Origin of the sequence: Variovorax boronicumulans (genome assembly GCF_029892485.1) — a bacterium.
Classification (GTDB): Bacteria; Pseudomonadota; Gammaproteobacteria; order Burkholderiales; family Burkholderiaceae_C; genus Variovorax; species Variovorax boronicumulans_B.
On sequence record NZ_JARXVG010000022.1, the window covers coordinates 19,843 to 43,128 of the forward strand.

At 67.3% G+C, this 23,286-nt stretch carries 19 protein-coding genes and 1 pseudogene; 9 read left to right on the forward strand and 11 right to left on the reverse strand.

The annotated features are described in order from the left end of the window. Positions 1–24: 24 nt before the first annotated feature. The 6 genes from M2282_RS29850 to M2282_RS29875 all read left to right on the forward strand — a co-directional run bounded on the left by M2282_RS29850 (position 25) and on the right by M2282_RS29875 (position 7,245). A complete protein-coding gene (locus M2282_RS29850) occupies positions 25–981 on the forward strand; it encodes an ABC transporter permease (RefSeq protein WP_280812387.1) in 957 nt (318 codons plus the stop codon). A 13-nt stretch (positions 982–994) separates the two neighbouring features. Continuing rightward, the gene (locus M2282_RS29855; RefSeq protein ID WP_432422954.1) at positions 995–1,927 is read left to right on the forward strand and encodes an ABC transporter permease; all 933 of its coding nucleotides are present in this window, start codon (positions 995–997) and stop codon (positions 1,925–1,927) included. Beyond that, a complete protein-coding gene (locus tag M2282_RS29860) occupies positions 1,927–3,558 on the forward strand; it encodes an ABC transporter ATP-binding protein (RefSeq protein ID WP_280812388.1) in 1,632 nt (543 codons plus the stop codon). Before M2282_RS29855 ends, M2282_RS29860 begins: the two co-directional genes overlap by 1 nt. Before the next feature lie 11 nt (positions 3,559–3,569). Beyond that, positions 3,570–4,658 (forward strand): tartrate dehydrogenase, encoded by a 1,089-nt coding sequence (locus M2282_RS29865; protein WP_280812389.1) that lies wholly within the window; start codon positions 3,570–3,572, stop codon positions 4,656–4,658. Positions 4,659–4,689: 31 nt separating this feature from the next. After that, positions 4,690–6,168 carry an NAD-dependent succinate-semialdehyde dehydrogenase gene (locus M2282_RS29870; RefSeq protein ID WP_280812390.1) on the forward strand — a complete coding sequence of 493 codons (1,479 nt, stop codon included), beginning with the start codon at positions 4,690–4,692 and terminating at the stop codon, positions 6,166–6,168. A gap of 120 nt (positions 6,169–6,288) precedes the next feature. Then, complete coding sequence (locus tag M2282_RS29875) at positions 6,289–7,245, forward strand: helix-turn-helix transcriptional regulator (protein WP_280812391.1); 957 nt, start codon at positions 6,289–6,291, stop codon at positions 7,243–7,245. Between the two features lie 54 nt (positions 7,246–7,299). Here M2282_RS29875 and M2282_RS29880 read toward each other — a convergent pair whose 3' ends face one another. From M2282_RS29880 to M2282_RS29915, 8 genes and pseudogenes are all read right to left on the reverse strand, one after another. After that, positions 7,300–7,614 carry a GNAT family N-acetyltransferase gene (locus M2282_RS29880; protein ID WP_280812392.1) on the reverse strand — a complete coding sequence of 105 codons (315 nt, stop codon included), beginning with the start codon at positions 7,612–7,614 and terminating at the stop codon, positions 7,300–7,302. A 115-nt stretch (positions 7,615–7,729) separates the two neighbouring features. Then, a complete protein-coding gene (locus M2282_RS29885; RefSeq protein ID WP_280812393.1) occupies positions 7,730–8,551 on the reverse strand; it encodes an alpha/beta fold hydrolase in 822 nt (273 codons plus the stop codon). 54 nt (positions 8,552–8,605) lie between these two features. Continuing rightward, the gene (locus M2282_RS29890) at positions 8,606–9,172 is read right to left on the reverse strand and encodes a Dps family protein (protein ID WP_280812394.1); all 567 of its coding nucleotides are present in this window, start codon (positions 9,170–9,172) and stop codon (positions 8,606–8,608) included. Positions 9,173–9,187: 15 nt separating this feature from the next. Further along, positions 9,188–10,768 (reverse strand): MFS transporter, encoded by a 1,581-nt coding sequence (locus M2282_RS29895; protein WP_280812395.1) that lies wholly within the window; start codon positions 10,766–10,768, stop codon positions 9,188–9,190. Then, a pseudogene (locus M2282_RS29900) lies at positions 10,761–11,159 on the reverse strand (DoxX family protein). The gene M2282_RS29895 and the pseudogene M2282_RS29900 overlap by 8 nt, the downstream one beginning before the upstream one ends. A 2-nt stretch (positions 11,160–11,161) precedes the next feature. Continuing rightward, the gene (locus M2282_RS29905) at positions 11,162–13,054 is read right to left on the reverse strand and encodes an amidohydrolase (protein WP_280812425.1); all 1,893 of its coding nucleotides are present in this window, start codon (positions 13,052–13,054) and stop codon (positions 11,162–11,164) included. 104 nt (positions 13,055–13,158) lie between these two features. Further along, complete coding sequence (locus M2282_RS29910) at positions 13,159–13,434, reverse strand: DUF1427 family protein (protein WP_280812396.1); 276 nt, start codon at positions 13,432–13,434, stop codon at positions 13,159–13,161. Positions 13,435–13,451: 17 nt separating this feature from the next. Further along, positions 13,452–14,105: a hydrolase gene (locus tag M2282_RS29915; protein WP_280812397.1), complete on the reverse strand. Its 654-nt coding sequence runs from the start codon at positions 14,103–14,105 to the stop codon at positions 13,452–13,454. Positions 14,106–14,417: 312 nt separating this feature from the next. On the opposite strand from M2282_RS29915, the gene M2282_RS29920 reads away from it, so the two are divergent. Beyond that, complete coding sequence (locus M2282_RS29920) at positions 14,418–14,786, forward strand: hypothetical protein (RefSeq protein WP_280812398.1); 369 nt, start codon at positions 14,418–14,420, stop codon at positions 14,784–14,786. 65 nt (positions 14,787–14,851) lie between these two features. On the opposite strand, the gene M2282_RS29925 is transcribed toward M2282_RS29920, so the two are convergent. The 3 genes from M2282_RS29925 to M2282_RS29935 form a co-directional block, all read right to left on the reverse strand. Further along, positions 14,852–15,097 (reverse strand): hypothetical protein, encoded by a 246-nt coding sequence (locus M2282_RS29925; protein ID WP_280812399.1) that lies wholly within the window; start codon positions 15,095–15,097, stop codon positions 14,852–14,854. 139 nt (positions 15,098–15,236) lie between these two features. After that, a complete protein-coding gene (locus tag M2282_RS29930) occupies positions 15,237–17,579 on the reverse strand; it encodes a discoidin domain-containing protein (protein ID WP_280812400.1) in 2,343 nt (780 codons plus the stop codon). A 525-nt stretch (positions 17,580–18,104) separates the two neighbouring features. Further along, on the reverse strand, positions 18,105–19,529 hold the full coding sequence (locus tag M2282_RS29935; RefSeq protein ID WP_280812401.1) for a glycoside hydrolase family 43 protein: 1,425 nt from the start codon (positions 19,527–19,529) through the stop codon (positions 18,105–18,107). A 473-nt stretch (positions 19,530–20,002) separates the two neighbouring features. Here M2282_RS29935 and M2282_RS29940 point away from each other — a divergent pair, with 473 nt between their 5' ends. Both M2282_RS29940 and M2282_RS29945 read left to right on the forward strand, forming a co-directional pair. Then, positions 20,003–21,502 (forward strand): ATPase domain-containing protein, encoded by a 1,500-nt coding sequence (locus tag M2282_RS29940; protein WP_280812402.1) that lies wholly within the window; start codon positions 20,003–20,005, stop codon positions 21,500–21,502. A gap of 16 nt (positions 21,503–21,518) precedes the next feature. Continuing rightward, positions 21,519–23,201: a response regulator gene (locus tag M2282_RS29945; protein ID WP_280812403.1), complete on the forward strand. Its 1,683-nt coding sequence runs from the start codon at positions 21,519–21,521 to the stop codon at positions 23,199–23,201. Positions 23,202–23,286 lie beyond the last annotated feature (85 nt).

The window sequence follows — 23,286 nt, forward strand, 5'->3', positions numbered from 1 at the left end:
GCAGCCGGCGTACGGAAAGCCACGATGAACGGCGTCATTCTCAAGCTCCTGGGCCAGCGCATCGCGCTCGCGCTGCTGTCGCTGCTGGCGGTGTCGGTGATCGTGTTCTCGATCACCGCCGTGCTGCCGGGCGACGCGGCCGAGGAACAGCTCGGCCAGGACGCCACCCCCGAGGCGGTGGCCGCCCTGCGCGCACAAATGGGGCTGAACGTGCCCGCGCCCCAGCGCTATGCGCAATGGCTGCTGGGCATGACCCGGGGCGACCTGGGCCGCTCGGCCACGACGCAGATGCCTGTGTCGGAACTGGTGGCCAGCCGCCTGCCCAACTCGCTGCTGCTTGCGGCGGTGACGGCGCTGTTCTCGGTGCCGATCGCGCTCACGCTGGGCATCGCCTCGGCCGTGTGGCGCGGCTCCTGGTTCGACCGCGTGGCCTCGACCACGGCGGTGGGCGTGGTGTCGGTGCCGGAGTTCCTGGTCGCGACGCTCGCGGTGCTGGTGTTCGCGGTGAAGCTGCGATGGCTGCCCGCGCTGTCCTTCGTCAGCGACATCGATTCGCTGGGCCAGATGCTGCGCGCCTTCGCGATGCCGGTGCTCGTGCTGTGCTGCGTGATCGTGGCGCAGATGATGCGCATGACGCGCGCCGCGGTCATCGACCAGCTGGAGGCACCCTACATCGAGATGGTGCGCCTGAAGGGCGCCTCGCCGATGCGCATGGTGCTCGCGCATGCGCTGCCCAACGCGGTGGGGCCGATCGCCAACGCTGTGGCGCTGAGCCTGTCTTACCTGCTGGGCGGCGTGATCATCGTGGAGACCATCTTCAACTACCCAGGCATCGCCAAGCTGATGGTCGATGGCGTGTCGCAGCGCGACATGCCGCTGGTGCAGACCTGCGCCATGATCTTCTGCTGCGCCTACCTGATCCTGGTGACCACGGCCGACATCTGCGGCATTCTCGCGAACCCGCGGCTGCGGCACCGCTGACATGGAGGCTCTCATGACATCGTCCACGTCCACACCGGCCCTGCCGCCCGGGGCTTCCACAGCCTCCACAACTTCGATGGCGCCCGAGGAGCGGCCGCGCGGCAGGCTCGGCCGCAGCCTGGCCACCCTCGCCGGCTTCGGCGTCACCGGGCTCTTGGGCCTGGTGGTGCTGCTGTTCTGGGCCCTGGCGGCCCTGCTGGGCCCCTGGTTCCTGTCGCAAAGCGGAGCCGGCATGGGCAGCAGCGCGCAGGTGTTCGGCCCGATGAGCGCCGCCCACTGGCTGGGCACCGACTACCTGGGCCGCGACATGCTGGCGCTCATCGTCGAAGGTGCGCGCTACACGATCGGCGTTGCGCTCATGGCCACGCTGCTGGCCAGCGGCACCGGCACCACGCTGGCGCTGCTGGCGGCCACCAGCGGCCGCTGGATCGACACCGGCCTCAGCCGCGGCCTGGACACCCTGACCGCGATCCCGAGCAAGATGTTCGCGCTCATCATGGTGGCGGGCTTCGGCTCCTCGGTGCCGATGCTGGTGGTCACCGCGGCCATCATCTACGTGCCGGGCGCCTACCGCATCGCACGCTCGCTGGCCGTGAACATCAATGCGCTCGACTACGTGACCGTGGCGCGCACGCGCGGCGAAGGCACGCTCTACATCATGCTGCGCGAGATCCTGCCCAACATCGCCGGCCCGATGCTGGCCGACCTGGGGCTGCGCTTCGCCTACACCGTACTGCTGCTGGCGAGCCTGAGCTTCCTGGGCCTGGGCATACAGCCGCCGGCCGCCGACTGGGGTTCGCTGGTGCGCGAGAACATCGGCGCGCTGGCCATGGGCGGGGCCTCGGTGATCGTGCCGGCGCTGGCCATCGCCAGCCTGACCATCGCCGTGAACCTGGTGATCGACAACCTGCCGGGCCGCGCGGCCCGCGAACGAGGAGTCCGCTGATGGGTGCATCACTCACCGTCGAAGGCCTGCGCATCTGCGCCGGTGCCAGCACGCTGGTCGACAACCTGAGCTTCTCGGTGCGGCCCGGCGAGGTGCTGGCACTGATCGGCGAATCGGGCTCCGGCAAGACCACCACCGCGCTCGCGCTGATGGGCCATGCGCGCGAGGGCTGCCGCATCGCGGGCGGCCGGGTGCAGATCGGCGACACCGACGTGCTGGCGCTCGATGCCCGCGCACGGCGCGCGCTGCGCGGCCGCACCGTCGCCTACATCGCGCAGAGCGCGGCCGCATCGTTCAACCCCTCGCGCACGCTCATGGACCAGGTGGTCGAGCCGACCGTGATCCACGGCCTGTGCAAGCGGGCCGACGCCGAGGCGAAGGCGGTGCAGCTGTTCCGCGAACTGGCGCTGCCCGATCCGGAGGGCATCGGCGCGCGCTATCCGCATCAGGTCTCCGGCGGCCAGCTGCAGCGGCTGATGGCGGCGATGGCGCTGATCGGCGACCCCGACCTGGTGATCCTCGACGAGCCGACCACCGCGCTCGACGTGACCACGCAGATCGAGGTGCTGCGCGCCTTCCGCCGCGTGGTGCGCGAGCGCCGCGCCACTGCGGTGTACGTGAGCCACGACCTGGCGGTGGTGGCGCAGATGGCCGACCACATCCTGGTGCTGCGCAACGGCAGCATGCGCGAGCTGAACACGACCGGGCAGATCCTCGCGGCGCCGGCCGACGACTACACGAAGAGCCTGCTGGCCGCCGCGCGGCCGGTGGCGCGCGCCCCGGCACCGGCCGGGAACGACGAGCCCGAACTGCTGCTCGAGGTGCGCCAGCTCTCGGCCGGCTACGGGCCGGTGGATGCACAGGGGCGGCCGGCCAAGCCGATCCTGGAGGGCATCGACCTGAAGCTCTACCGCGGCCAGGCCATCGGCGTGATCGGCGAATCGGGCTCGGGCAAGACCACGCTCGCGCGGGCGGTGGCGGGCCTGCTCAAGCCCAGCAGCGGCAGCGTGCTGTTCCACGGCCGCGAGCTCAAGCCCACGCTGCAGCAGCGCGAGCGCGACGAGCTGCGCCGGATCCAGATCGTGTTCCAGATGGCCGACACGGCGCTGAATCCGTCGCAGACCATCGAACGCATCCTGGCGCGGCCGCTGGAGTTCTACAAGGGCCTGCGCGGCGAGCCGCTGCGCAAGCGCATCCGCGAACTGCTGGACCTGGTGAAGCTGCCGCAGACCGTGGCCGGCCGCCTGCCGGGCGGCCTCTCGGGCGGGCAGAAGCAGCGGGTGAACCTCGCGCGCGCACTCGCGGCCGAGCCGGACCTCATCCTCTGCGACGAAGTGACTTCGGCGCTCGACACGGTGGTCGGCGCGGCGGTGCTGGACCTCATGGCGGAGCTGCGGCGCGAGCTGGGCGTGTCGTACCTCTTCATCAGCCACGACCTGCACACGGTGCGCGCGGTGTGCGACGAGATCGTCGTGATGCAGCACGGCAGGAAGCTCGCGCAGGTGGCGCGCGCCGACTACGACCGCGGCCCGCACCACCCCTACTACGAGCTGCTCGCGCGCTCCGTGCCCGAACTGCGCTGCGGCTGGCTCGACGAAATGGACCGCACCGCGGCCCTCGCATCATCATGAGAAAGACCGAAATGACACCGACCTTCCGGATCGCGCTGATCGCCGGCGACGGCATCGGCAAGGAAGTGATGCCCGAGGGCCTGCGCGTGGTGCAGGCCGCCGCCGAGCGCTTCGGCTTCGAGCTCGACTGCCGCGTCATCGACTGGGCCAGCTGCGACTATTTCGCGCAGCACGGCCAGATGATGCCGGACGACTGGAAGGAGCAGCTCAAGGGCGTCGATGCGCTGTACTTCGGCGCCGTCGGCTGGCCCGCCACCGTGCCCGACCATGTGTCGCTCTGGGGGTCGCTGCTGAAATTCCGCCGCGAGTTCGACCAGTACATCAACCTGCGGCCGGTGCGCCTGTTCGAAGGCGTGCCCTGCCCGCTGGCCGGCCGCAAGCCCGGCGACATCGACTACTTCGTGGTGCGCGAGAACACCGAGGGCGAATACACCTCGCTCGGCGGCGTGATGTACGAAGGCACCGAGCGCGAGATCGTGATCCAGGAGTCGGTGTTCTCCCGCCACGGCACCGACCGCGTGCTGCGCTACGCGTACGAACTGGCCAACAGCCGCAAGCGCAAGCACCTCACGGTGGCCACCAAGAGCAACGGCATCGCGATCAGCATGCCGTGGTGGGACGGCCGCGCCGACACCATTGGCCGCGACTACCCCGAGGTGACGGTGGACAAGCAGCACATCGACATCCTGTCGGCGCGCTTCGTGCTGCAGCCCACGCGCTTCGACGTGGTGGTGGCGAGCAACCTGTTCGGCGACATCCTCTCGGACCTCGGCCCGGCCACCACCGGCACCATCGGCCTCGCGCCGTCGGCCAACCTCAATCCGGAGCGCAAGTTTCCGTCGCTGTTCGAGCCGGTGCACGGCTCGGCGCCCGACATCTACGGCCAGAACATCGCCAACCCGATCGCGATGATCTGGTCGGGTGCGCTGATGCTGGACTTCCTCACACAGGGCCAGGGCGCGGGCCGCGCGGCGCACGACGCCATCCTCGGCGCGATCGAGGCGGTGCTGCGCGAAGGGCCGCGCACGCGCGACCTGGGCGGCACGGCTTCCACGACGGAACTGGGCATCGCCATTGCCGAACGCGTGGCCGCGGCCTGACCTGCAACCATCCCTCATCAATCTTTCGACCATGCCACTCACCCTCCAACGCCAGGACCTGCTGCCGGGCCTTCATCTCATCGGCGCCGAATGGCGCGACGCCAGCGATGCCCGCCGCCTCGACGTGACCGACCCCGCCACCGACAGCGTTTTCGCGAGCGTGCCCGACGGCACGGCCGCCGATGCGCGCGCCGCGGTCGATGCCGCGCACGCGGCCTTCCCCGCCTGGCGCGCCGTGCCGGCCAAGCAGCGCGCGCAGATCCTCAAGCGCTGGAACGACCTGATGCTCACGCACCAGGAAGACCTGGGCCGCCTGATCTCGCGCGAACAGGGCAAGCCGCTGGCCGAGGGCCGCGGTGAAGTGGCCTATGCGGCCAGCTATGTCGAGTGGTTCGCCGAAGAGGCCACGCGCGCCAACGGCGAGGTGATTCCCGCACCCGTCACCGGCCGCCGCATGCTCGCGCTGAAGGAGCCCGTGGGCGTGGTCGCCGCGATCACGCCGTGGAATTTTCCGGCCGCGATGATCGCCCGCAAGATCGCGCCCGCGCTGGCCGCGGGCTGCACCGTGGTCTGCAAGCCGGCCGAGGACACGCCGCTGACTTCGCTTGCGCTCGTGAAGCTGGCGCAGGAAGCGGGCGTGCCGGCGGGCGTGCTCAACATCGTGACCGCCTCGCGCGAACGCACGCCCGAAGTGGTCGATGTGTGGCTGGCCGATGCGCGCGTGCGCAAGATCAGCTTCACCGGTTCCACGCCCGTCGGCAAGCACCTGGCGCGCGCCTCGGCCGATACGCTCAAGAAGCTGTCGCTCGAGCTCGGCGGCAACGCGCCCTTCATCGTGTTCGAGGACGCCGACATCGACGCCGCGGTGGAAGGCCTGATGGCCGCCAAGTTCCGCAACGGCGGCCAGACCTGCGTGTCCCCCAACCGCGTGTTCGTGCAGGCCAAGGTGTACGACGCCTTCGTCGACAAGCTGGCGGGGCGCGTGGGCGCGCTCCAGGTCGGCCCGGCCACCGAGCCCGACTCGCAGATCGGCCCGATGATCAACGCGCGTGCCGTCGACAAGATCGAGCGCCATGTGCGCGATGCCGTGTCCAGGGGTGCACGCATCGCTGTCGGCGGCGAGCGGCTGCGTTCCGCGCGCTGCGACGGGCCCAACTACTACGCGCCGACCGTGCTGGTGAATGCCGACGCCAGCATGGAATGCAGCTGCGAAGAAACCTTCGGGCCGGTGGTGCCGGTCACGCGTTTCGAGACCGAGGCCGAGGTGATCGCCGCCGCCAACGACACGCCCTTCGGCCTTGCCGCGTATTTCTATTCGACCGACGTGCGCCGCATCTGGCGCGTGGCGGAGGCGCTGGAGTCGGGCATCGTCGGCATCAACGAAGGCGCGCTGGCCGCCGAGGCGGCTCCCTTCGGCGGTGTGAAGGAGTCGGGCTACGGGCGCGAAGGTTCCGTGCATGGCCTGGACGACTACATGCACCTCAAGTACGTTTGCCAGGGGCAGCTGTAGCAGGGGCAGTTCCGGCAGCGGCCTTCGGGCCACGGATCACAATCGCAGGCTTGGCTCGCAATCGAGCATTTTCATGACCTGCAGGCAGGGTCCAGCGACCCTGCCTTTCAACTGCGCCCCATGCACGCCGGAAGCAATCATTTAGTGAACAGAGGATCGCCTGCCTCCCAGCACCAGCAACCCGCCCCGCTCCCCAAAGACACATTGGGCTGCACGTCGAGCCAACTTCAAAGAGATCAAAGCATCGGCGCGAGCGGGATCCGGATTCACCGCAAGTCGATGGATGTCCAGCAATCCCACCAGGTCGAGACCGAGGCTTGTGCGCGCGGTGTGCTCGTCGGCATCTCGATGCGCGATGGTCACCGCCGCCGCATCCTCGACGGGCGCCGCGCTGCATGCCACAGCTTCGACAAGGGGTCCGTCTACATCCGCGACTTCTCCGACCGGTACAGGGCGGACATCCAGCGCCCCTTCGACTTCGTGCTGCTCGAGATATCGCAGGCAAGCCTCGACCAGGCCATGGAAGAAAGACCAGGGAAACGCGCCGGCGACCTGGCCCGGATCGCGGGCGACCGCGACGATGTTCTTTTCCACCTCGCAGCCGCATTGACGCCCTCGCTCGCGCATCCGGCCAGCGCGAGCACGCTGTTCGTCGAACAGTTGGGCGTGGTTGTGACGGGCCACCTCGTCGAGACATACGGCGGTGCAGCGACAACGGCACCCCGCACGAACCGGATCCTTTCGCGCTCGCATGAAGCACGCGCGAAAGAGATGTTGCGCAGCAAGATGGACGGCAGCATCTCGATCGCCGACATCGCGGATTCCTGCGGTCTTTCGCGCAGCTATTTCATCCATGCCTTCCGGGAGACCACCGGGCTGACACCGCACCAATGGTTGATTGCGCAGCGGCTGGCGCATGCGCGCGCGCTGCTTGCAGACTTCGAGATGCCGCTGGCGGATGTGGCTGCAGCCTGCGGCTTTGCGGATCAAAGCCACTTCACGCGGGTTTTCTCCCAACATGCCGGCGCTCCGCCCGGCGTGTGGCGCCGTCGCATGCGTATCGAAAGCCAGGTTTGAAGCCCGGGGCGGCGGTCGCCCGCGGTCATGCGCGGGCTCCTCGTGCCCCCGGCTTCAAAGGCCGAGCAGCTTGCGGCCGTCGTCGGCCAGCAGGTCGTGCGTCTCGGGGTGCGCACGCATGTAGGCAGCGAACACCGGACACTGCGGGATCACGCGCAGCCCGCGCTCGCGCGCCGAGGCCAGGCCTGCCAGCACCAGCTGCTTCGCGATGCCCTGGCCTTGCAGCGCCTCGGGCACCAGGGTGTGGATGAAGGTGATGACATCGCCGTCCAGCGAATAGATGGCAACCGCGCGTTCGCCTTGCGACGCGTATTCGAAGCGGTGCTTCGCGGGATTGTCCTGAACCGATGGGGAAGAAGAATCTGTCATGAAAAGCTCTGGCTGCGGGGCGTTTCCATGCAGGCACGGCCGCCCCGGATTGTTCATTGCCTGGGCGACCGGGCCGGGGACACGCAGGCCCTGCGCGCCCCAGGCGAAGGCCGCGTCAGCCCTTGATGAACGCCAGCAGGTCGGCGTTGACCTGCTCGGCGTGCGTGTTGCAGGTCGCGTGCGGCGCACCGGCGTAGACCTTGAAGGTCGAGCCCTTGATCATTTCGGCCGCGAGCTTGCCGGTGGCCTCGATGGGCACCACCTGGTCGTCGTCGCCGTGGATCACCAGCGTGGGCACGTCGATCTTCGCCATGTCGGGGCGGAAGTCGGTCTCGGAGAACGCGGTCACGCAGTCGATGGTTGCCTTGATGGAGGCCTGCAGCGCGATCTGCAGCGTCTGCTTGAACACGCCCTGCGACACCTTGGCGCCCGGACGGTTGGTGCCGTAGAAGAGCGTGCTGAAGTCGTCCAGGAACTGCGGACGGTCGGCAGCCAGGCCGGCGCGAATGCCTGCGAACAGCGAGGCGTCGGGGCCCACGGGGTGGTCGGCCGTTTTCATGAACAGCGGCGTCACGGCGCTGATGAGCGCCAGCTTCGCGATGCGCGCCGTGCCCTTGCGCGCGATGTAGCGCGTCACGTCGCCGCCGCCCATCGAGAAGCCCACCAGGATCACGTCCTTCAGGTCGAGCTTCTCGACCAGCTCGGAGATGTCGTCGGCGAAAGTGTCGTAGTCGTAGCCGGTCCAGGGCTGGCTCGAGCGGCCGAAACCGCGGCGGTCGAAGGCGATGGTGCGGTAGCCGCGTTCCGCGAAGAACAGCATCTGGGCGTCCCACATGTCGGCGCTCAGCGGCCAGCCGTGGCTGAACAGGATGGGCTGGCCCGAGCCCCAGTCCTTGTAGTAGAGCTCGGTGCCGTCGCGCAGGGTGAGAGTGGTCATGGTGGTTTCCTTTTTGCAGTGGAGTGAAGGGAAAGAATGAAACGTGCCGCGGGCTCAGCCCTGGCGCACCGACTCGAACAGGAACCACGTGCGCCGCTCGGCCTCGTCGATCCAGTTCTCCAGCACGCTGGCGGTGGCCACGTCGCCGTGTTCGTCGCACACCGCATGCGTGGCGCGCATGAAGCCGGCCAGGCGCTGGTTGTCCTCGCGCAGCTCGGCCAGCATGCCGATGGGGGTCACGAAGTCGGCGTCGTTGTCCGACAGGCGCTGCAGCCGCGCGGCATGGCCGGTGGAACGCAGCGTGGTGCCGCCCACCTTGCGCACCCGCTCGGCAATGGGATCGACCGTGGCGAAGATCTGGTCGGCCTGCTCGTCGAGCAGCAGGTGGTAGTCGCGAAACGACGGGCCCGACATGTGCCAGTGGAAGTTCTTGGTCTTGAAGTACAGCGCGAACACGTCGGCGAGCAGCACATTGAGCGCCGCGGAGATGTCGCGCGTGGCGTCGGCGCCCAGGTCGCTGGGCGTGTGGAGCGACGCGGTGCGGCGCGCCTTGGTGCTGTCGGCGAGGGCCTTGAGGGACTTGCCTGGCTTTGCGGATTTGGCGGGTTTGGAAGTGGCCATGTTTTTCCTGGGTTGTCAGAGAGAAAGAAAGTGATGCACCGCAGGCTTTTCGGGCCCGATGTGAAAGCGCACGGCCTCGCTTTGCAGGTCGGCGTCGGCATGCGACACGCGGTGGTGCTGGCGCAGATGCTCGGCCCACGACTCGACGAGGAACCACTCCATCACGCGCTCGGCGTCGCCGGTGTGCTCGGTCACGCCCCAGGCGTAGGCGCCGTCGCGGCGGCGCTCCAGCGACAGCCGCTTCATCGCGTCGAGGAAGGCCGGGCGGTCTTCCTTGCGGATGCGGTATTCGACCTGCACCATCACCGGACCGCGGTCGTGCGCGATGGGCTCGGCCACCAGCGGCTCGGGCCAATGGTTCGAGGCCTGCAGGTCCGACTCGCCCGCGGGCAGCCGCGCCCGATGGAACAGCAGCGCCACGACCACGAGGCCGACGGCGCCGGCCACCAGCGTGGCGGGCACGCCGACCTCCTGCGCGATCAGGCCCCAGCCCAGGCTGCCGGCCGCCATCGCGCCGTTGAACACGGTGAGGTACACCGCCAGCCCGCGCCCGCGCACCCAGTTCGGCAGGATGGCCTGGGCCACGCCGTTGAGCGTGGTCAGCGCAATGATCCAGCCCAGGCCCAGCAGCAACAGCAGCAGCAAGGCCAGCCACTTGGGTGGCGCGAACACCAGCGCGCCCATCACGGCGGCGGTGATCAGCGAGGCCAGCAGCACCAGGCCGTCGGCATCGAGCCGCTCGCGCAGCCGCGGCATGACCAGCGCACCGGCAATGGCGCCCGCACCCACGGCGCCCAGCAGCACGCCGTAGAAGCCGGCGGTGCCGCCCAGCATCTGGCGCGCCACCAGCGGCAGCAGCGCCCACACCGAACTGGCGAACAGGAAGAACACGGCCGCGCGCAGCATCACGCGGTGCAGCTCCTTGCTGGCGCGCGTGTAGCGCAGGCCGGCGCGGAAGGCGCCCAGGAAGTTCTCCGACAGGCCGCTGTCCACGGCCGCCGGCCGCTTCCACCACAGCAGCGCCGCGATGACGAACACATAGCTCAGCACGTCGGCGCCGTAGGTCATGGCCGCGCCGAAGCTCGCCAGGAGCAGGCCGCCCGCGGCCGGGCCGATGGAACGTGCGATGTTGATGCCCAGCGAGTTCAGCGCCACAGCGCTCTTGAGGTCGCTGCGTGGCACCAGCTCCGGCACGATCGACTGCCAGGTCGGCCCCATCAGCGCCGCGCCGATACCGCCGACGAAGGTCAGGCCGATCAGGTACTCGACGGTGAGCGAACCGGTGTGCGAGAGCACCAGCAGCGTGCCGCTCACGCCGGCCAGCACCAGCTGCACGAAGATCAGGAAGCGCCGGCGGTCGAGGATGTCCGACAGCACGCCCGCGGGAATCGCGAGCAGGAAGATCGGCAGCGTGGCCGCGGTCTGGATCAGCGCCACCGCCGTCGGGCTGGCGGACAGGTCCGTCACCAGCCACGAACTGGCCACGTCGCGCATGAAGCTGCCGATGTTGCCCAGCACGGTGGCGGCCCACAGCACCGCGAAGACCGGCTGGCGCAGCGGCGCGAAGCTGCCGGCGGGTTTGGCGGTCTCAGCCATGCGCGCGCTCCTTCAGGTCGTGCCAGGCCACCAGCAGGAAGCCGCCGACCAGCCCGAGGTGCTCGAAGAACGAGTTCGCGGCCATGAAGCGCTCCTGCCCCACCGGCATCTCCTAGAAACGCAGCGCCACGAAGGTGGCGAACAGCGTGAACGCGCCCAGTGCCGCGGCGCCCAGCCAGCGGTAGAAGCCCGTGAGGATGAGCGCCGAGGCGCCCAGCTCCAGCACGATGACCGCCGCCGCCATCGGCGCCGCGGGGGACACGCCGAAGTGGTTCATCTCGGCGATGGCCGAGGCGAAGTCCGCGGCCTTGTTGAAGCCGCCCTGCAGGTAGGCGGCGCACAGCAGCAGCAAGGCGATCCAGCGCAGCGCGGGGGTGGTGGTCCAGCGCATCTTCATACCGCCCAGCATGCGCAGCCGAGCGCGCCCCAGAAGCTCTTCAGGTCGGCAATGGGCAGCTTGCTGCTCCAGGCCGTGGCGTGCTGGTGGCCGTGCACGTTGCAGTCGTTGGCGCAGGTGCAGGCCGCTGCGGCCTTGCGCATGGCCTTCTGCAGCGGTGCGCCTTCTTTGGTGTCGGCCCAGCCACCGTAGCCGCCGAAGGTGCGCGCGGGCGACCAGTCGGGCATGGCCACGGGCGGCGCGCCTTCGTCGAGCGGCGCGAAGGGACCGGCGCCGTAGACGACCTTGCCGCCCACCATCGTCAGCAGCGCGGTGGTGTCGGCGATGTCGGATTCGGCGCAGGCGAAGAAGTCGCGGTCGGGCACCATCAGGTCGGCCAGCTGGCCGGCCTCGATGCGGCCCTTCTTGCCGACCTCGTTGGAGAACCAGGTGACCTTTTCGGTCCACATGCGCAGCGCGGTCTCGCGGTCCACGCAGTTGCGCTGGGGGTAGAGCTGCATGCCGCCCACGGTCTTGCCGGTGACCAGCCACGACAGCGACACCCACGGGTTGTACGAAGCCACGCGCGTGGCGTCGGTGCCGGCGGAGACGTTCACGCCCTTCTCGAGCATGCGCTTGACGGGCGGCGTGGCCTCGGCCGCACCGGCGCCGTAGCGCTCCACGAAGTACTCGCCCTGGTAGGCCATGCGGTGCTGCACGGCAATGCCGCCGCCGAGCGCCGCGATGCGGTCGATCGACTTCTCGGAGATGGTCTCGCAGTGGTCGAAGAACCAGTTCAGGCCGGCCAGCGGCGTGTCGCGGTTGACCTTCTCGAACACGTCGAGCGCGCGATCGATGGTCTCGTCGTACGTGGCATGCAGGCGCCACGGCCAGCGGTTCTGCGCGAGCACGCGCACCACCTCTTCGAGCTCGCCTTCCATCTCGGGCGCCATGTCGGGGCGCGGCTGGCGGAAGTCCTCGAAGTCGGCGGCGGAGAACACCAGCATCTCGCCCGCGCCGTTGTGGCGGAAGTAGTCGTCGCCCTGCTTGTACTTGGAGGTCGAGGTCCAGTTCAGGAAGTCCTGCTTTTCCTGCTTGGGCTTCTGCGTGAACAGGTTGTAGGCCAGGCGGATGGTGAGCTGGCCGGCATCGGCCAGCTGCTGGATCACCTGGTAGTCCTCGGGGTAGTTCTGGAAGCCGCCGCCCGCGTCGATGGCGCCGGTCACGCCCAGGCGGTTCAGGTCGCGCATGAAGTGGCGCGTGGAGTTGACCTGGTAGTCCAGCGGCAGCTTCGGGCCCTTGGCCAGCGTGGCGTAGAGGATGGACGCGTTGGGCTTGGCCAGCAGCAGGCCGGTGGGGTTGCCGGCGCTGTCGCGCACGATCTCGCCGCCGGGCGGCGCGGGCGTGTCCCTGGTGTAGCCGACGGCGCGCAGCGCGGCGCCGTTGAGCAGCGCGCGGTCGTACAGGTGCAGGATGAACACCGGCGTGTCGGGCGCCACGGCATTCAGCTCCTCGATGGTCGGCAGGCGCTTTTCGGCGAACTGGTGCTCGGTGAAGCCGCCCACCACGCGCACCCATTGGGGCGCGGGCGTGATGGCGACCTGCCGCTTGAGCATGCCGATGGCATCGGCCAGGCTGCGCACGCCGTCCCAGCGCAGTTCGAGGTTGTAGTTGAGGCCACCGCGAATGATGTGCAGGTGGTTGTCGATCAGGCCCGGCAACACCGTCCTGCCCTGCAGGTCGACCACGCGGGTGCCGCTGCCGGCCAGCGGCAGCACGTCTTCGCCGCGGCCGACGCGCAGGAAGCGGCCGTCCTTGATGGCGACGGCGCTGGCCGTGGGGTTGGCGCGGTCCAGCGTGGTGAAGCGGCCGTTGTGCAGGATCAGGTCGGGGGCGGTGGTGCCGGCCATGTCGGGTTTCCTTTGGGTGGTTTGTGCGCCTGCCGTTCCGGCAAGGGCTGCGGCGCCGAGCGTGCCCAGGCACAGCCGGCGGCGTCGTTCGTCGAGCGGATCGTTCATGCGTCCTTGCGCGCAGCGGCGCCCGGTTCGGCCTTGGCGCATTGCGGCAGTTCGCCGAACACGTGCGGCTTGACCTGCTGGTGCAGCCACGACGTCGCGGTGGCCTGCGGCCTGATCACGCTCTTGACGAGCGGCGGGATCTGCTCGCCGAGCAGGATGCCCAGAAGCCCCACGAGGGCGATGACCGGCGGCGCCGGCGAGCGCACCTGGAACAGTGCATAGATCACACCGACCAGCAGGCCGAGCGCGAGCGACAGGATGTAGGGCTTCATCTTGTTCACCGCGGCGTTCAGCCTTCGTGCGCGCCGAACATGGTCTTGGCGTAGGTCACGCCCAGGCCGTAGGCGCCGCCGAACTTCTTCGCGATGCCGGTGGTCATTTCGTAGGTGTCGGTGCGGGCCCAGTCGCGCTGCAATTCGAGCAGGTACTGCAGCGAGGTCATGGGCTGCGCGCCGGCCTGCACCATGCGGTCCATCGCGCGGTTGTGCGCCTCGGCCGACACGTCGCCGCAGGCGTCGGCAATCACGAACACCTCGAAGCCCTGGTCGATGGCCGACAGTGCCGGGCCCACGATGCAGACGCCGGTCCACAGGCCCGACAGCACGATGCGCGGCTTGCCGATCTCGTTGATGCGCGCGATGACGGCGGCGTCTTCCCAGGTGTTCATCGAGGTGCGGTCCAGCATCTTGTGGCCCGGGAAGGCGTCGGTGATCTCGCTGAACATCGGGCCCGAGAAGCTCTTCTCGGCCACGGTGGTGAGCACGGTGGGCACGCCGAAGCCGGCGGCCGCATTGGCCACGAGGGCTGCGTTGTTGCGCAGCGTGATGGCTTCGATCGAGTGCGTGGCGAAGGCCATCTGCGACTGGAAGTCGATCATCACCAGCGTGTGGTCCTTGGGGGTGAGAAGCCTGGCGCCGGCGGTGGGGGTGGCCTGGATGGGCATGAATGACTCCGTATTGAGGGTGCGAAGAAGAAGAAGAAGAAGAAGAAGAAGGCTAGGGTTTACCCTTTGGCACGCATCCTCGTTGGAGCGAGGGTGCGTGTCTTGTCGATTAGTGAGGCCGTTTGGACATTTGCCTCCGCCCAGGGAGCGGGCGGCTCGTAGGGCCGCGCTCAGATGCGCTGCGAATGTCCGGCATGGTTCACTCCTCGGTACTGAATTCGATTGAATTCACAGTTGGCGTCGGAGGTATTTCCGAGCCATGGGATGAATCTTCGGACTTCCTGCACGGGGTGTTGGCGAAACCTTTTGCCCTTGACGATCGAATTTTTCGATCATCGATTCGAGCGGCACTTCTCGATGCGTCCACCCGCGGCAATCCACGGCCTGGCGCAACGCAAGATGTCACGCGGCTTTACCCGCTGCTTACCCCCTCGGGCGAATCCGGACACCGGTGCATTCTTCAATGCCGGAATGCGCCATGACCGATCCGAGCTGACCGAACAAGAGCTGGCTGCGATCACGGCCATCGCAGCGCACGAGATCGCGGAATCCAGAAGGCTGCGCAAGGCTGCGGCCGCAGCACGCGCCGAGTACGCCAGGATTCGCAGGAACAGATATCTCACGCATCCCGCAAGCATTCCCATGACGTCCGCGCGCGAAGAAGCAGCCCCGCGTCGATGAATAGCGGGGACGATGGGCGCGGCGCCCCAGGGCCGCCCCCGAATCGGGGTGCTACGGGGTGGCCGTCAAGCGCCAGGTCCGCTTGGCGCACCTCTTGAATCGGCACGCGCCGGACCGCCGCCATCGACGGAAGGCCGGCCGCCGCGGCCGGAATTCGCGAGCTGCTCCTGTCGCGCCTTTTCTGCAACGGCGGCGTCGCGCTTTGCCGCTGTTTCTTCAGCCGTGCCCTCCTCTTCGATCGCATCGCGCCGGGCGTCCGGATCGGCGACGAGGACGGGCCTGTTCCCAGGTGGCTTCACATAGTCGGTCATGCAAGGTGCTCCTTCGATGTGCCCGAAGGATCCGCGCTTGGGGACCGGCGGCGTTGTAGGAATGGGCCGCTGGTGTTCGCCCCACGATTCCGACCTCGCGGTCACACGGCGAAGATGTCGCGGCGGGGCATCGAGCCCACTACGGCTTGGAAACGAACAGCCCCAGTTCGGCAAGATCCGTGAGGGTTGCGTCGCCATTGTTGGCTGTGATGTTGAGCCGGTAGTAGCGATAAGAGGCAGGATTCGCGATCGCATAGGTCTTCAGTTCCAGGCGGATGTCGAACGCCTGGTCGTTTTGCGTGTCGAGCGTGGTCCAGGTGGCGCCGTCGTTGGAGGCCTGGAACTGCCAGTCCTTCGGATCGCGCGGGACCGGGTTGGTGGTGCTGGTGACCGTATAGCGCTGGACACGCTCCGCATGGCCGAGGTCGTACTGCAGCCAGCCGGTCGTGCCCACGTAGACCCATTGGGACGCCGAGTTCCGGTCGAAGGCGCGTTTCGCCTGGGTCGCATTGCCCGCGCTGTCGCTTGCGGTGCCGCCGGTGGCAACGTTCACCATCGAACGGACTGGCGTGGCGCTGTCCATGGGAGAACGGCCGCTCGTTCCGGCGGAGTTGCTCGCCGTGACGGTGTAGTAGTAGGTCGTGCCGTTGGTCACGGAGGTGTCCGTGTAGCTGCTGCCCGTGACGCCCGACGCGATGGCCTCGTAGGGCCCGCCGCTGAACTCGGAGCGGCCGATCGTGTAGCCAGTGGCCCCGAAGGACGCCTGCCAGCGCAGCGGCACGGCGCCATCGCCCGGCGAGGCCAGCAGCATGGCGGGCGCCGCCGGGATGACGCGCGGCGCACCACCGTCGCCGCCGGTGATCTGGACGTTGCTGAAGACGCTGTTGTTCAGCTTGCTTGTGACCGACGTGACTACCAATCCGACATAGATCGTGTCGGGAACGGGGGCGACGATGCGGCCGACATCGGTGGCAGCCCAATTGGTGCCATCGGGAGAAACGTAGCCGGTGATGATGTTCCCGATGCGCTCGAGCTTCACCCAGTGAGTGGGCCCGGAGCTCGCACCCTTGTTCGCGTAGTACGAGCCGCCATACACCTGCAGGTTCGTCATGTTCTGCAAGACTTCACTCTTGTAGTTCATCGCCATCCAGGCGCGCGGAGCGCCTGGTTCCAGGCTTGTGCGCATCATCACGCCCGCCAGTGCGGACGGGTGGGTGTTCTCGAGCGACTCGACTTTCGCGATGATGGTGCTGTTGCCGGTGAGGGCCTTGTAGACGAAGTGGGAACTGTCGAGTGCGGTCCAGATACCCCAGCCTGCCCCAGCCACGTTCCACTTGCCGTCGGCGTATGTCGCCGAGCCGGCCGGGCTGGCGCCCCCGATGTCGGCACTGCTGAACCCCGAGGTGATCGAGGTCGCCGAGGGAATGGGCAGCGCCGGTGGCGGCGTCGCCTTCGAAGTGTCGGACTCCCTGAGGAACATGAAGCTGCTGCCGTCCACCGGCATCCGGAGGCGCCTCTGCGCGATGAAGGGTGCCTGGAGTCCCTTGCGCAGGACATAGGCGTTATAGATCTGGTTCAGCGCCGTGATCCCGCCATTGGCGCCGTCCCAGCCGTGCTCGGTGTGGTCGGAGGTGTAGTACGCATCGGTGGTGCCGAAAGGAAGCGCTGTCGTGGGCACGCGCTCGTTCACCCTCGCCCAATACTCACCCGCCGCCAGCAGGCGGTTGTCCAAGTCGGAATAAATGTCGATGCCTTGGGTCCAGAGCGCCTCGGCGAGCACGGTCAGTGACTTGAGCTGCCCATAGGCGTGCCCCTGGTCGCGGAGGTAGTCGCCGAGCATGCCGATGTCATTGGAATTTCGCAGTCCGATGTGGGCCAGCGTGCGGGTCTGATAGACGACCCTGTCCAATGTCTCGATGTCGTCGTTGTAGATCGCCATCAGTCCCAGCGCGGCGAGGGACAGTGCGCCCTTGTTGGCGGCCCCGAACTGACTTTCGCCATAGGGGTTCGCCGCCGGCATCAGCACGTTCTTGAAGTACTTCTTGACGATCGCCGTGTCGGCCTCCTTCCAGCCCGGCCACGTGGTGCGCAGGATTTCCGCGCCGCCCACGAACTGGGGCGCGTAGTCGCCCAGATCGAGCATCGACTCGCGGCCCGAGAACTCCGTGTGGGTGTTGGCCCACCCAAGCAGGAACTTGCTCGCGTTCTCCGCATATCGCTCGTCACGGGTGAAATACCACATCAGCGCGAGATTGGAGATCGCAACCATGTCGCTGCGCCAAGCCCCGAGATTCTCGTCAGGGGCGCGGCTCACTTTCGCGAACGGGCCATACCCTCCGTAGCCGAGCCTGGACTGGGGACTGCCCGCCACTTGCGCAAAGCCGGACGTCCATGGCTCCCTGCCCTGGTCGATGTTTGCCTTGAGCGTCGCGAGATCCGAGAGGGTGACCCCGGCGCCCGGGTGCTTGATCACGCGGGGCACCGGGGTGTCTCCCGGGCCAGCGGGGATATCCGGGTTGCCTCCCGTTCCGACGGGAACCTCCGGGAGGACTCCGCCGACCACAGGCACCTCCGGGGTGCCTCCCGTGGCAACGGGGATACCAAGGGGTCCCCCCGTGACAACAGGGGTCCCCGAGGTGCCTCTCATCCGGCCATCTTCCGCATTTCCGCCACCGCAACCCGGGAGCACGATCGCGCTCAACACGAGCAACGCAGCAGCAAATTTGGTTCTATCAAACATGGGAGTCGTTGGTTGATGCACAAAAGTCGCGGCGCCCGGCACGGGGCGCCAGCTTTCATCGAGGTGGTGATTTCAATGATGAGCCTGCGATCCGCCTTGAAGGCCTTTGGGCTCGCGAGGCCGGCGAATCCCGGCATTCGTCCAGGAAGAGGAAGTGAGCACTGGGGGGTTGATTCTCCCCGACATGAATCCGCCTCTTCGCGAGCCAGCCAGCTCAGGATACAGATCGGCTTTCGGGTTCTCTTGCAGTTGATTGTCTGAATGAGCTCAGTTGGTTACACGGAAGGTGGCATCGGCACGCCCCGTCTGATTGCTGATCGGGTCTAGGCGCAGCTGGTAGGCGTAGTGGCGGATGTAGTAGCCGGGCTGGCTGTAGGCCTGGAAGGAGCTGGCGGTCGCATCCGACAGGCCTGCCCCCTGCTTGAAGGTTGCGTCGGCGGCGAACTGCGGCGATCCGTCATAGGGCGCCAGTTCGAACACGAAGTTCTTGTGGCGCAGGTAGTAGCCCGGCTGGTTCACCGATGCAAAGGACACGTAGTCCGCGTTGTTCGCGAGGCCCTTCACCATCCGGAACTTCGAATCGTCCAGCGGGGACACATCCGGATCGATGCGCACCGTCGTGAAGTCGGCGTGCCGCACATACCGGTCCGGGAAGTTGGCGGACTGCAGGCGGTTGATGGGCGTGGCGCCGCCCCACTGCGCGGTCAGGCGGCTCATCTCCGCGGCGCTGAGGTTCAGGATGCCGCCGTGCCGCTTGCGGTCCGCCCCCAGGTTGTACGAGCCCGACGACGCGATCTGCCAGTTCTGGGCACTGCCCATGTTGATCGACGTCAGTGGCAGATAGCCTTTGTTCGCAGCGTACTGGTCGACCCACAGGCCCCACTTGTTCTCGTCGTTGAACTTGAAGAGGATGGGCCCTTCCACCATGCCGCCCGTGAGGCCGACCTGCGTCAGGTCGCCGATGGTCGTCCAGGCACCCAGCACCGACTGGCTGCCTTCCAGGGTGATCTGGCCGTCGCCGGAGGCGCGCACATACTTGTAGCCGCCCACGCTGCCCGCGACCTCGAGGATCTGCGTGTCGATGATCTGTTGCGTTCCGGGCCGGTCGATGAACATCTGCGGCGCGGTGAAGTTACGGAAGTCGGTCGTCTTCGCGTAGTAGATGCGCGGCTTGTCGATGCCGTTGAGCGGCGAAATGGTCGTCCAGTACACGATGTAGGCGTTCGACGCCGGATCCCAGATGGCTTCGGGTGCCCATGCACAACCTGCGTTCGGAATGGCTCCGGCGATGTCCACAAGGCGCGGCTCGGACCAGTGCACGAGGTCCGAGGATTCCCAGATGACCAGCTTGGTGCTAGCCCGGTGCATCGCGGCGTCCCAGCCCTTGCCGCTGGCAATGCGCAGGTCGGTGGCGAGGATCCAGTATCTGGAGCCGTCGGGCGAGCGCACGATGCTGTGGTCACGCACGCCCTTCTCGCCCACGGTCGACATGAGGACGGGTTGGCTGTTGTTGAGGTCTGTCCAATGCATGCCGTCGGTGCTGACGGCCATGTAGGTCTGCTCGCCTTGCGCGGATTCGCCGGTGAAATGAACCAGCAGGTAGCCCGCCGATTGCGCCTGGGTTGCGCCGAATGCAGCGACCAGCAAGACGGCCGCAAAAGCCGACCGGATCGATTTCAGATATGTCTTCACGCGTGGGTTCCTGTCTCCATATAAAGGCAGCCATTTCGTTCCAACGCCGCCTGCCGGCGAAGGCGTCGAAGGCTTGCCCGGATCCCGTGATCGCCGAACCAGCGTCGTTGAAAGGACGGGTTCACGGCTCGACGGGGCTCGTCGCCTCTCGCTCTTTCGGCGAGTTGGCGCCGGCGATGCTATGGAAGCATCCGCAGGAGTACCAATCGTTTTTTTGCGTGTTGCGATACCAGATCGGCAACCACATTACATCGAGGGCAAGTTATTGAAATCTTTCGCCGTCTCCTCTGGGCGATGCATGTTTACCTTCACCCGCATGACCATTCGCGATCCTGGCATTCCCCCCGGTCGCCGCGTACGCGCGCGCAAGCCGTGGGCCTACACAGGGCTGCGCTTCGTGACGCGGCGCAAGCGCAACAGGCTTCGCTAGATTGCAGGTGCTCACCAATCGATCTTGAACGGCAGCCTCCACGATGCGTACTTCCGAACAAGCTTTGTCACCGAATCTCGAGCCGACGGGTGTGCCCGGGCTCGACGAAGTCACCGCAGGCGGGCTCGCTGCGGGACACCTCTATCTGGTCGAAGGCACGCCTGGCGCCGGCAAGACCACGCTCGGATTGCAATTTCTGCTTCAAGGCCGCGAGCTTGGCCAGAAAGGCCTGTACGTCACGCTGTCCGAGAGCTCGCAGGAACTGGCCGAAGGTGCCCTGTCCCACGGCTGGGACCTGAAGGGCATCGAGGTGTTCGACCTCGTCAGCGACGACGGGCTGAGCGCCGAATCCGAGCAAAGCATCTTCCATCCTTCGGAGTTCGAACTGGGCGAGACCATCCGCGGCATGATGGCCGTGGTGGAGCGGCTGCGGCCGCAGCGTGTCGTGTTCGACAGCCTGTCCGAGCTGCGCATCCTGTCCCAGGACCCCATGCGCTACCGCCGCCAGATCCTGGCGCTCAAGCGCTTCTTCCTGGCCCAGCAATGCACGGTGCTGCTGCTCGACGACAAGGCGCGGGCGGCCGACGGCATGCACCTTCACAGCATCGCGCATGGGGTGATCCAGCTCGAGCAGAACACCGGCACCTACGGCTCCGACAAGCGCCGCCTGCGTGTCGTGAAGCTGCGCGGCGTCAAGTTTCGCGAAGGCGAGCACGACGTCAGCCTGGACCACGGCGGGTTGCACGTGTTCACCCGGCTGGTGGCCAACGAGCATGGACGTGCCTTTGCCAGCGATCCCCTCAGTTCGGGCAACCCCGACCTGGACCGGTTGCTCGGCGGCGGCTTGACCCCCGGCACCAACCTGCTGTTCGCGGGTCCTGCGGGTGTAGGCAAGACCACGACGGCCGTCTGCTGCGCGCGTGCCAGCGTGCAGCGCGGCGGCAAGGCCGCCATCTTCCTCTTCGACGAGGGCGTCAAGACCCTGACGATCCGATCCAGTGCCCTGGCATTGGGCATCGATGAGTACATCTCGACAGGACAGTTGGCCGTGCACACCATCGATCCGGCAGAGGTCTCGGCAGGCCAGTTCTCGCACCGCGTGCGCGAGGCGGTCGAGCGCGAGGGGGTCAGGACCGTGGTGATCGATACGCTCAATGCCTACCTGATCGCGATGCCCGGCAGCAACTTCCTGATGCTGCAGATGCATGAACTGCTCACCTACCTGAACCTGCAGGGCGTCACCACCATCGTCGTGCTCTCGCAGCACGGCCTGACCGGCGAAGCGCCCAACGACGTGGACCTGAGCTACCTGAGCGATTCGATGGTCCAGTTCCGGTATTTCGAGGCGCGGGGACAGTTGCTCAAGGCCATCTCCGTGATCAAGAGCCGCTCGAGCGCGCATGCGACGACCATCCATCAATTCCGCCTCGGCCCGACGGGCCTGGAGATCGGCGACGCTCTCACCGACTTCGAAGGCGTGATGGCGGGACTGCCACGCTATCGCGGCCGAACCGCGCTCCTGGGCGACGCAGAACGGGCGTGACAAGGTGGAGAACCGGATGCTCATCCTCGCGCCGTTCGGGCGCGATGCCCAACTCATCCTTGATGCGCTGGCCGCACGGCGCATCGACGCACATGTCTGCCCGGACGCACGCGCACTGATCCGGGAGATCGGCAACGGATCGGCCGCAACCATCCTGACCGAGGAATCGCTCGACGGCGAGACCGTTGCGGCGCTGCGCGACATCCTCGCGCAGCAGCCGCCGTGGTCCGACTATCCCTTCGTGGTGCTCGCGGCCCGGCAAACCGTTCGCCGGTCGGCGCGTGCGCGGTCGGCGCTGCAGGACCTCAGCAACCTGGTCCTGCTCGAGCGCCCGGTCAATGCCGACACGCTGATCAGCGCGGCGCAATCTGCGCTCCGGGCACGCCAGCGCCAGTACCTCACTCGCAGGCACCTGGCCGAGCTGGAGGCCTCCAAGGCGAGCGTCGAGCAGATGAACGGCGCGCTCGAATCGCGCATCGCCGAACGCACGGCCGACCTGGCCAGCGCCAACGACCGGCTGATGCGCGAGATCCTGGAGCGCGAACGCATCGAGAACTCCCTCGTCCAGAACCAGAAGATGGAGGCGCTCGGCCGGCTGACGGGCGGTATCGCCCACGACTTCAACAACCTGCTGCACGTGGTCAATCTGAACCTGCAGTTGATCGAGCGGCTGAAGGTCGGCGAGGACCGGGTCCGCGACTACGCACGCCGGGCCAAGCAGGCCGTGGATCGCGGCTCACGGCTGACGGGACAGCTGCTGTCCTTCGCGCGCACGCAAAGCCTCGTGCCGAAGCTGCACGACATGAATGCGTTGATCCGCAACATGGCGGAACTTATTTCCATCTCGGTCGGATCGCATGTGAAGCTGACGCTGTCGTTGTGCGAACAGCCCGCGTTCGTGATTGTGGACGCCGCGCAGATGGAGATGGCGATCCTCAATCTGTCGGTCAATGCACGCGATGCCATGCCCCAGGGCGGAACGCTTGAGATCCACACCGAGATTTCGCCGGCGCGTGCGGAAGGCGCCGCCGGCGAACCCGACCATCCCCTGGGCTCCGCCGAAGTGACGGTGCGCGACAGCGGAACCGGCATCCCCGAGAACCTGCTGGACAAGATCTTCGATCCCTTTTTCACGACCAAGCAGCATGCCGGCACCGGACTGGGCCTGAGCCAGGTCTATGGCTTCGCGCGCCAGTCGGGAGGAAACGCTTTCGTCGAAAGCGTGGTCGGCGCAGGAACCGCGATCAAGCTGCGCTTTCCGCTGGCGCCTGCACCGAGCGAGGCCTCGCAGGAGGGGCAAGCCGCCGGGCAGGCGGTCGCGGATGCACAGCAGGCCGAAATCCTCGTGGTCGAAGACGACCCCGGCGTGCGCCGCAGCATGGTCGAGAGCCTGCAGGTACTCGGGTTCCGCGTCCGACAGGCGGCCGATGGCACATCCGGTCTGGTCGAACTGCAAAAGGCAAGGCCCGACCTGCTGTTGGTCGACTACCTCATGCCGCACATGAACGGCGCCGAACTGATCGCCCACGCACAGAAGCTGTTCAGCGATCTCCCGATCCTGATGGCCACCGGCTATGCCGATATGAACGTGGTGGAGCAATTGATCGGCCCGAAGTCCGTGCTCGCGAAACCCTTCGACCTCGACACGCTCGGCAGCGCCGTTGCGGCGGAACTCCGGCGCCGTAAATCGCCGCCGTAGCGTGCTGCCCCTGGGCCAACCATCCGCGCATGGCCGTTGCAGGCTGATTTTCACCGCCCCTGTCCCCGCAGCCGGCGGCATGCCC

Excerpts from the sequence above, each read along its gene's own strand:
- M2282_RS29850 (WP_280812387.1), top strand. The coding sequence starts at position 25 with ATGAACGGCGTCATTCTCAAGCTCCTGGGCCAGCGCATCGCGCTCGCG.
- M2282_RS29855 (WP_432422954.1), top strand. The coding sequence starts at position 995 with ATGACATCGTCCACGTCCACACCGGCCCTGCCGCCCGGGGCTTCCACA.
- M2282_RS29860 (WP_280812388.1), top strand. The coding sequence starts at position 1,927 with ATGGGTGCATCACTCACCGTCGAAGGCCTGCGCATCTGCGCCGGTGCC.
- M2282_RS29865 (WP_280812389.1), top strand. The coding sequence starts at position 3,570 with ATGACACCGACCTTCCGGATCGCGCTGATCGCCGGCGACGGCATCGGC.
- M2282_RS29870 (WP_280812390.1), top strand. The coding sequence starts at position 4,690 with ATGCCACTCACCCTCCAACGCCAGGACCTGCTGCCGGGCCTTCATCTC.
- M2282_RS29875 (WP_280812391.1), top strand. The coding sequence starts at position 6,289 with ATGCACGCCGGAAGCAATCATTTAGTGAACAGAGGATCGCCTGCCTCC.
- M2282_RS29880 (WP_280812392.1), bottom strand. The coding sequence starts at position 7,614 with ATGACAGATTCTTCTTCCCCATCGGTTCAGGACAATCCCGCGAAGCAC.
- M2282_RS29885 (WP_280812393.1), bottom strand. The coding sequence starts at position 8,551 with ATGACCACTCTCACCCTGCGCGACGGCACCGAGCTCTACTACAAGGAC.
- M2282_RS29890 (WP_280812394.1), bottom strand. The coding sequence starts at position 9,172 with ATGGCCACTTCCAAACCCGCCAAATCCGCAAAGCCAGGCAAGTCCCTC.
- M2282_RS29895 (WP_280812395.1), bottom strand. The coding sequence starts at position 10,768 with ATGGCTGAGACCGCCAAACCCGCCGGCAGCTTCGCGCCGCTGCGCCAG.
- M2282_RS29905 (WP_280812425.1), bottom strand. The coding sequence starts at position 13,054 with ATGGCCGGCACCACCGCCCCCGACCTGATCCTGCACAACGGCCGCTTC.
- M2282_RS29910 (WP_280812396.1), bottom strand. The coding sequence starts at position 13,434 with ATGAAGCCCTACATCCTGTCGCTCGCGCTCGGCCTGCTGGTCGGTGTG.
- M2282_RS29915 (WP_280812397.1), bottom strand. The coding sequence starts at position 14,105 with ATGCCCATCCAGGCCACCCCCACCGCCGGCGCCAGGCTTCTCACCCCC.
- M2282_RS29925 (WP_280812399.1), bottom strand. The coding sequence starts at position 15,097 with ATGACCGACTATGTGAAGCCACCTGGGAACAGGCCCGTCCTCGTCGCC.
- M2282_RS29940 (WP_280812402.1), top strand. The coding sequence starts at position 20,003 with ATGCGTACTTCCGAACAAGCTTTGTCACCGAATCTCGAGCCGACGGGT.
- M2282_RS29945 (WP_280812403.1), top strand. The coding sequence starts at position 21,519 with ATGCTCATCCTCGCGCCGTTCGGGCGCGATGCCCAACTCATCCTTGAT.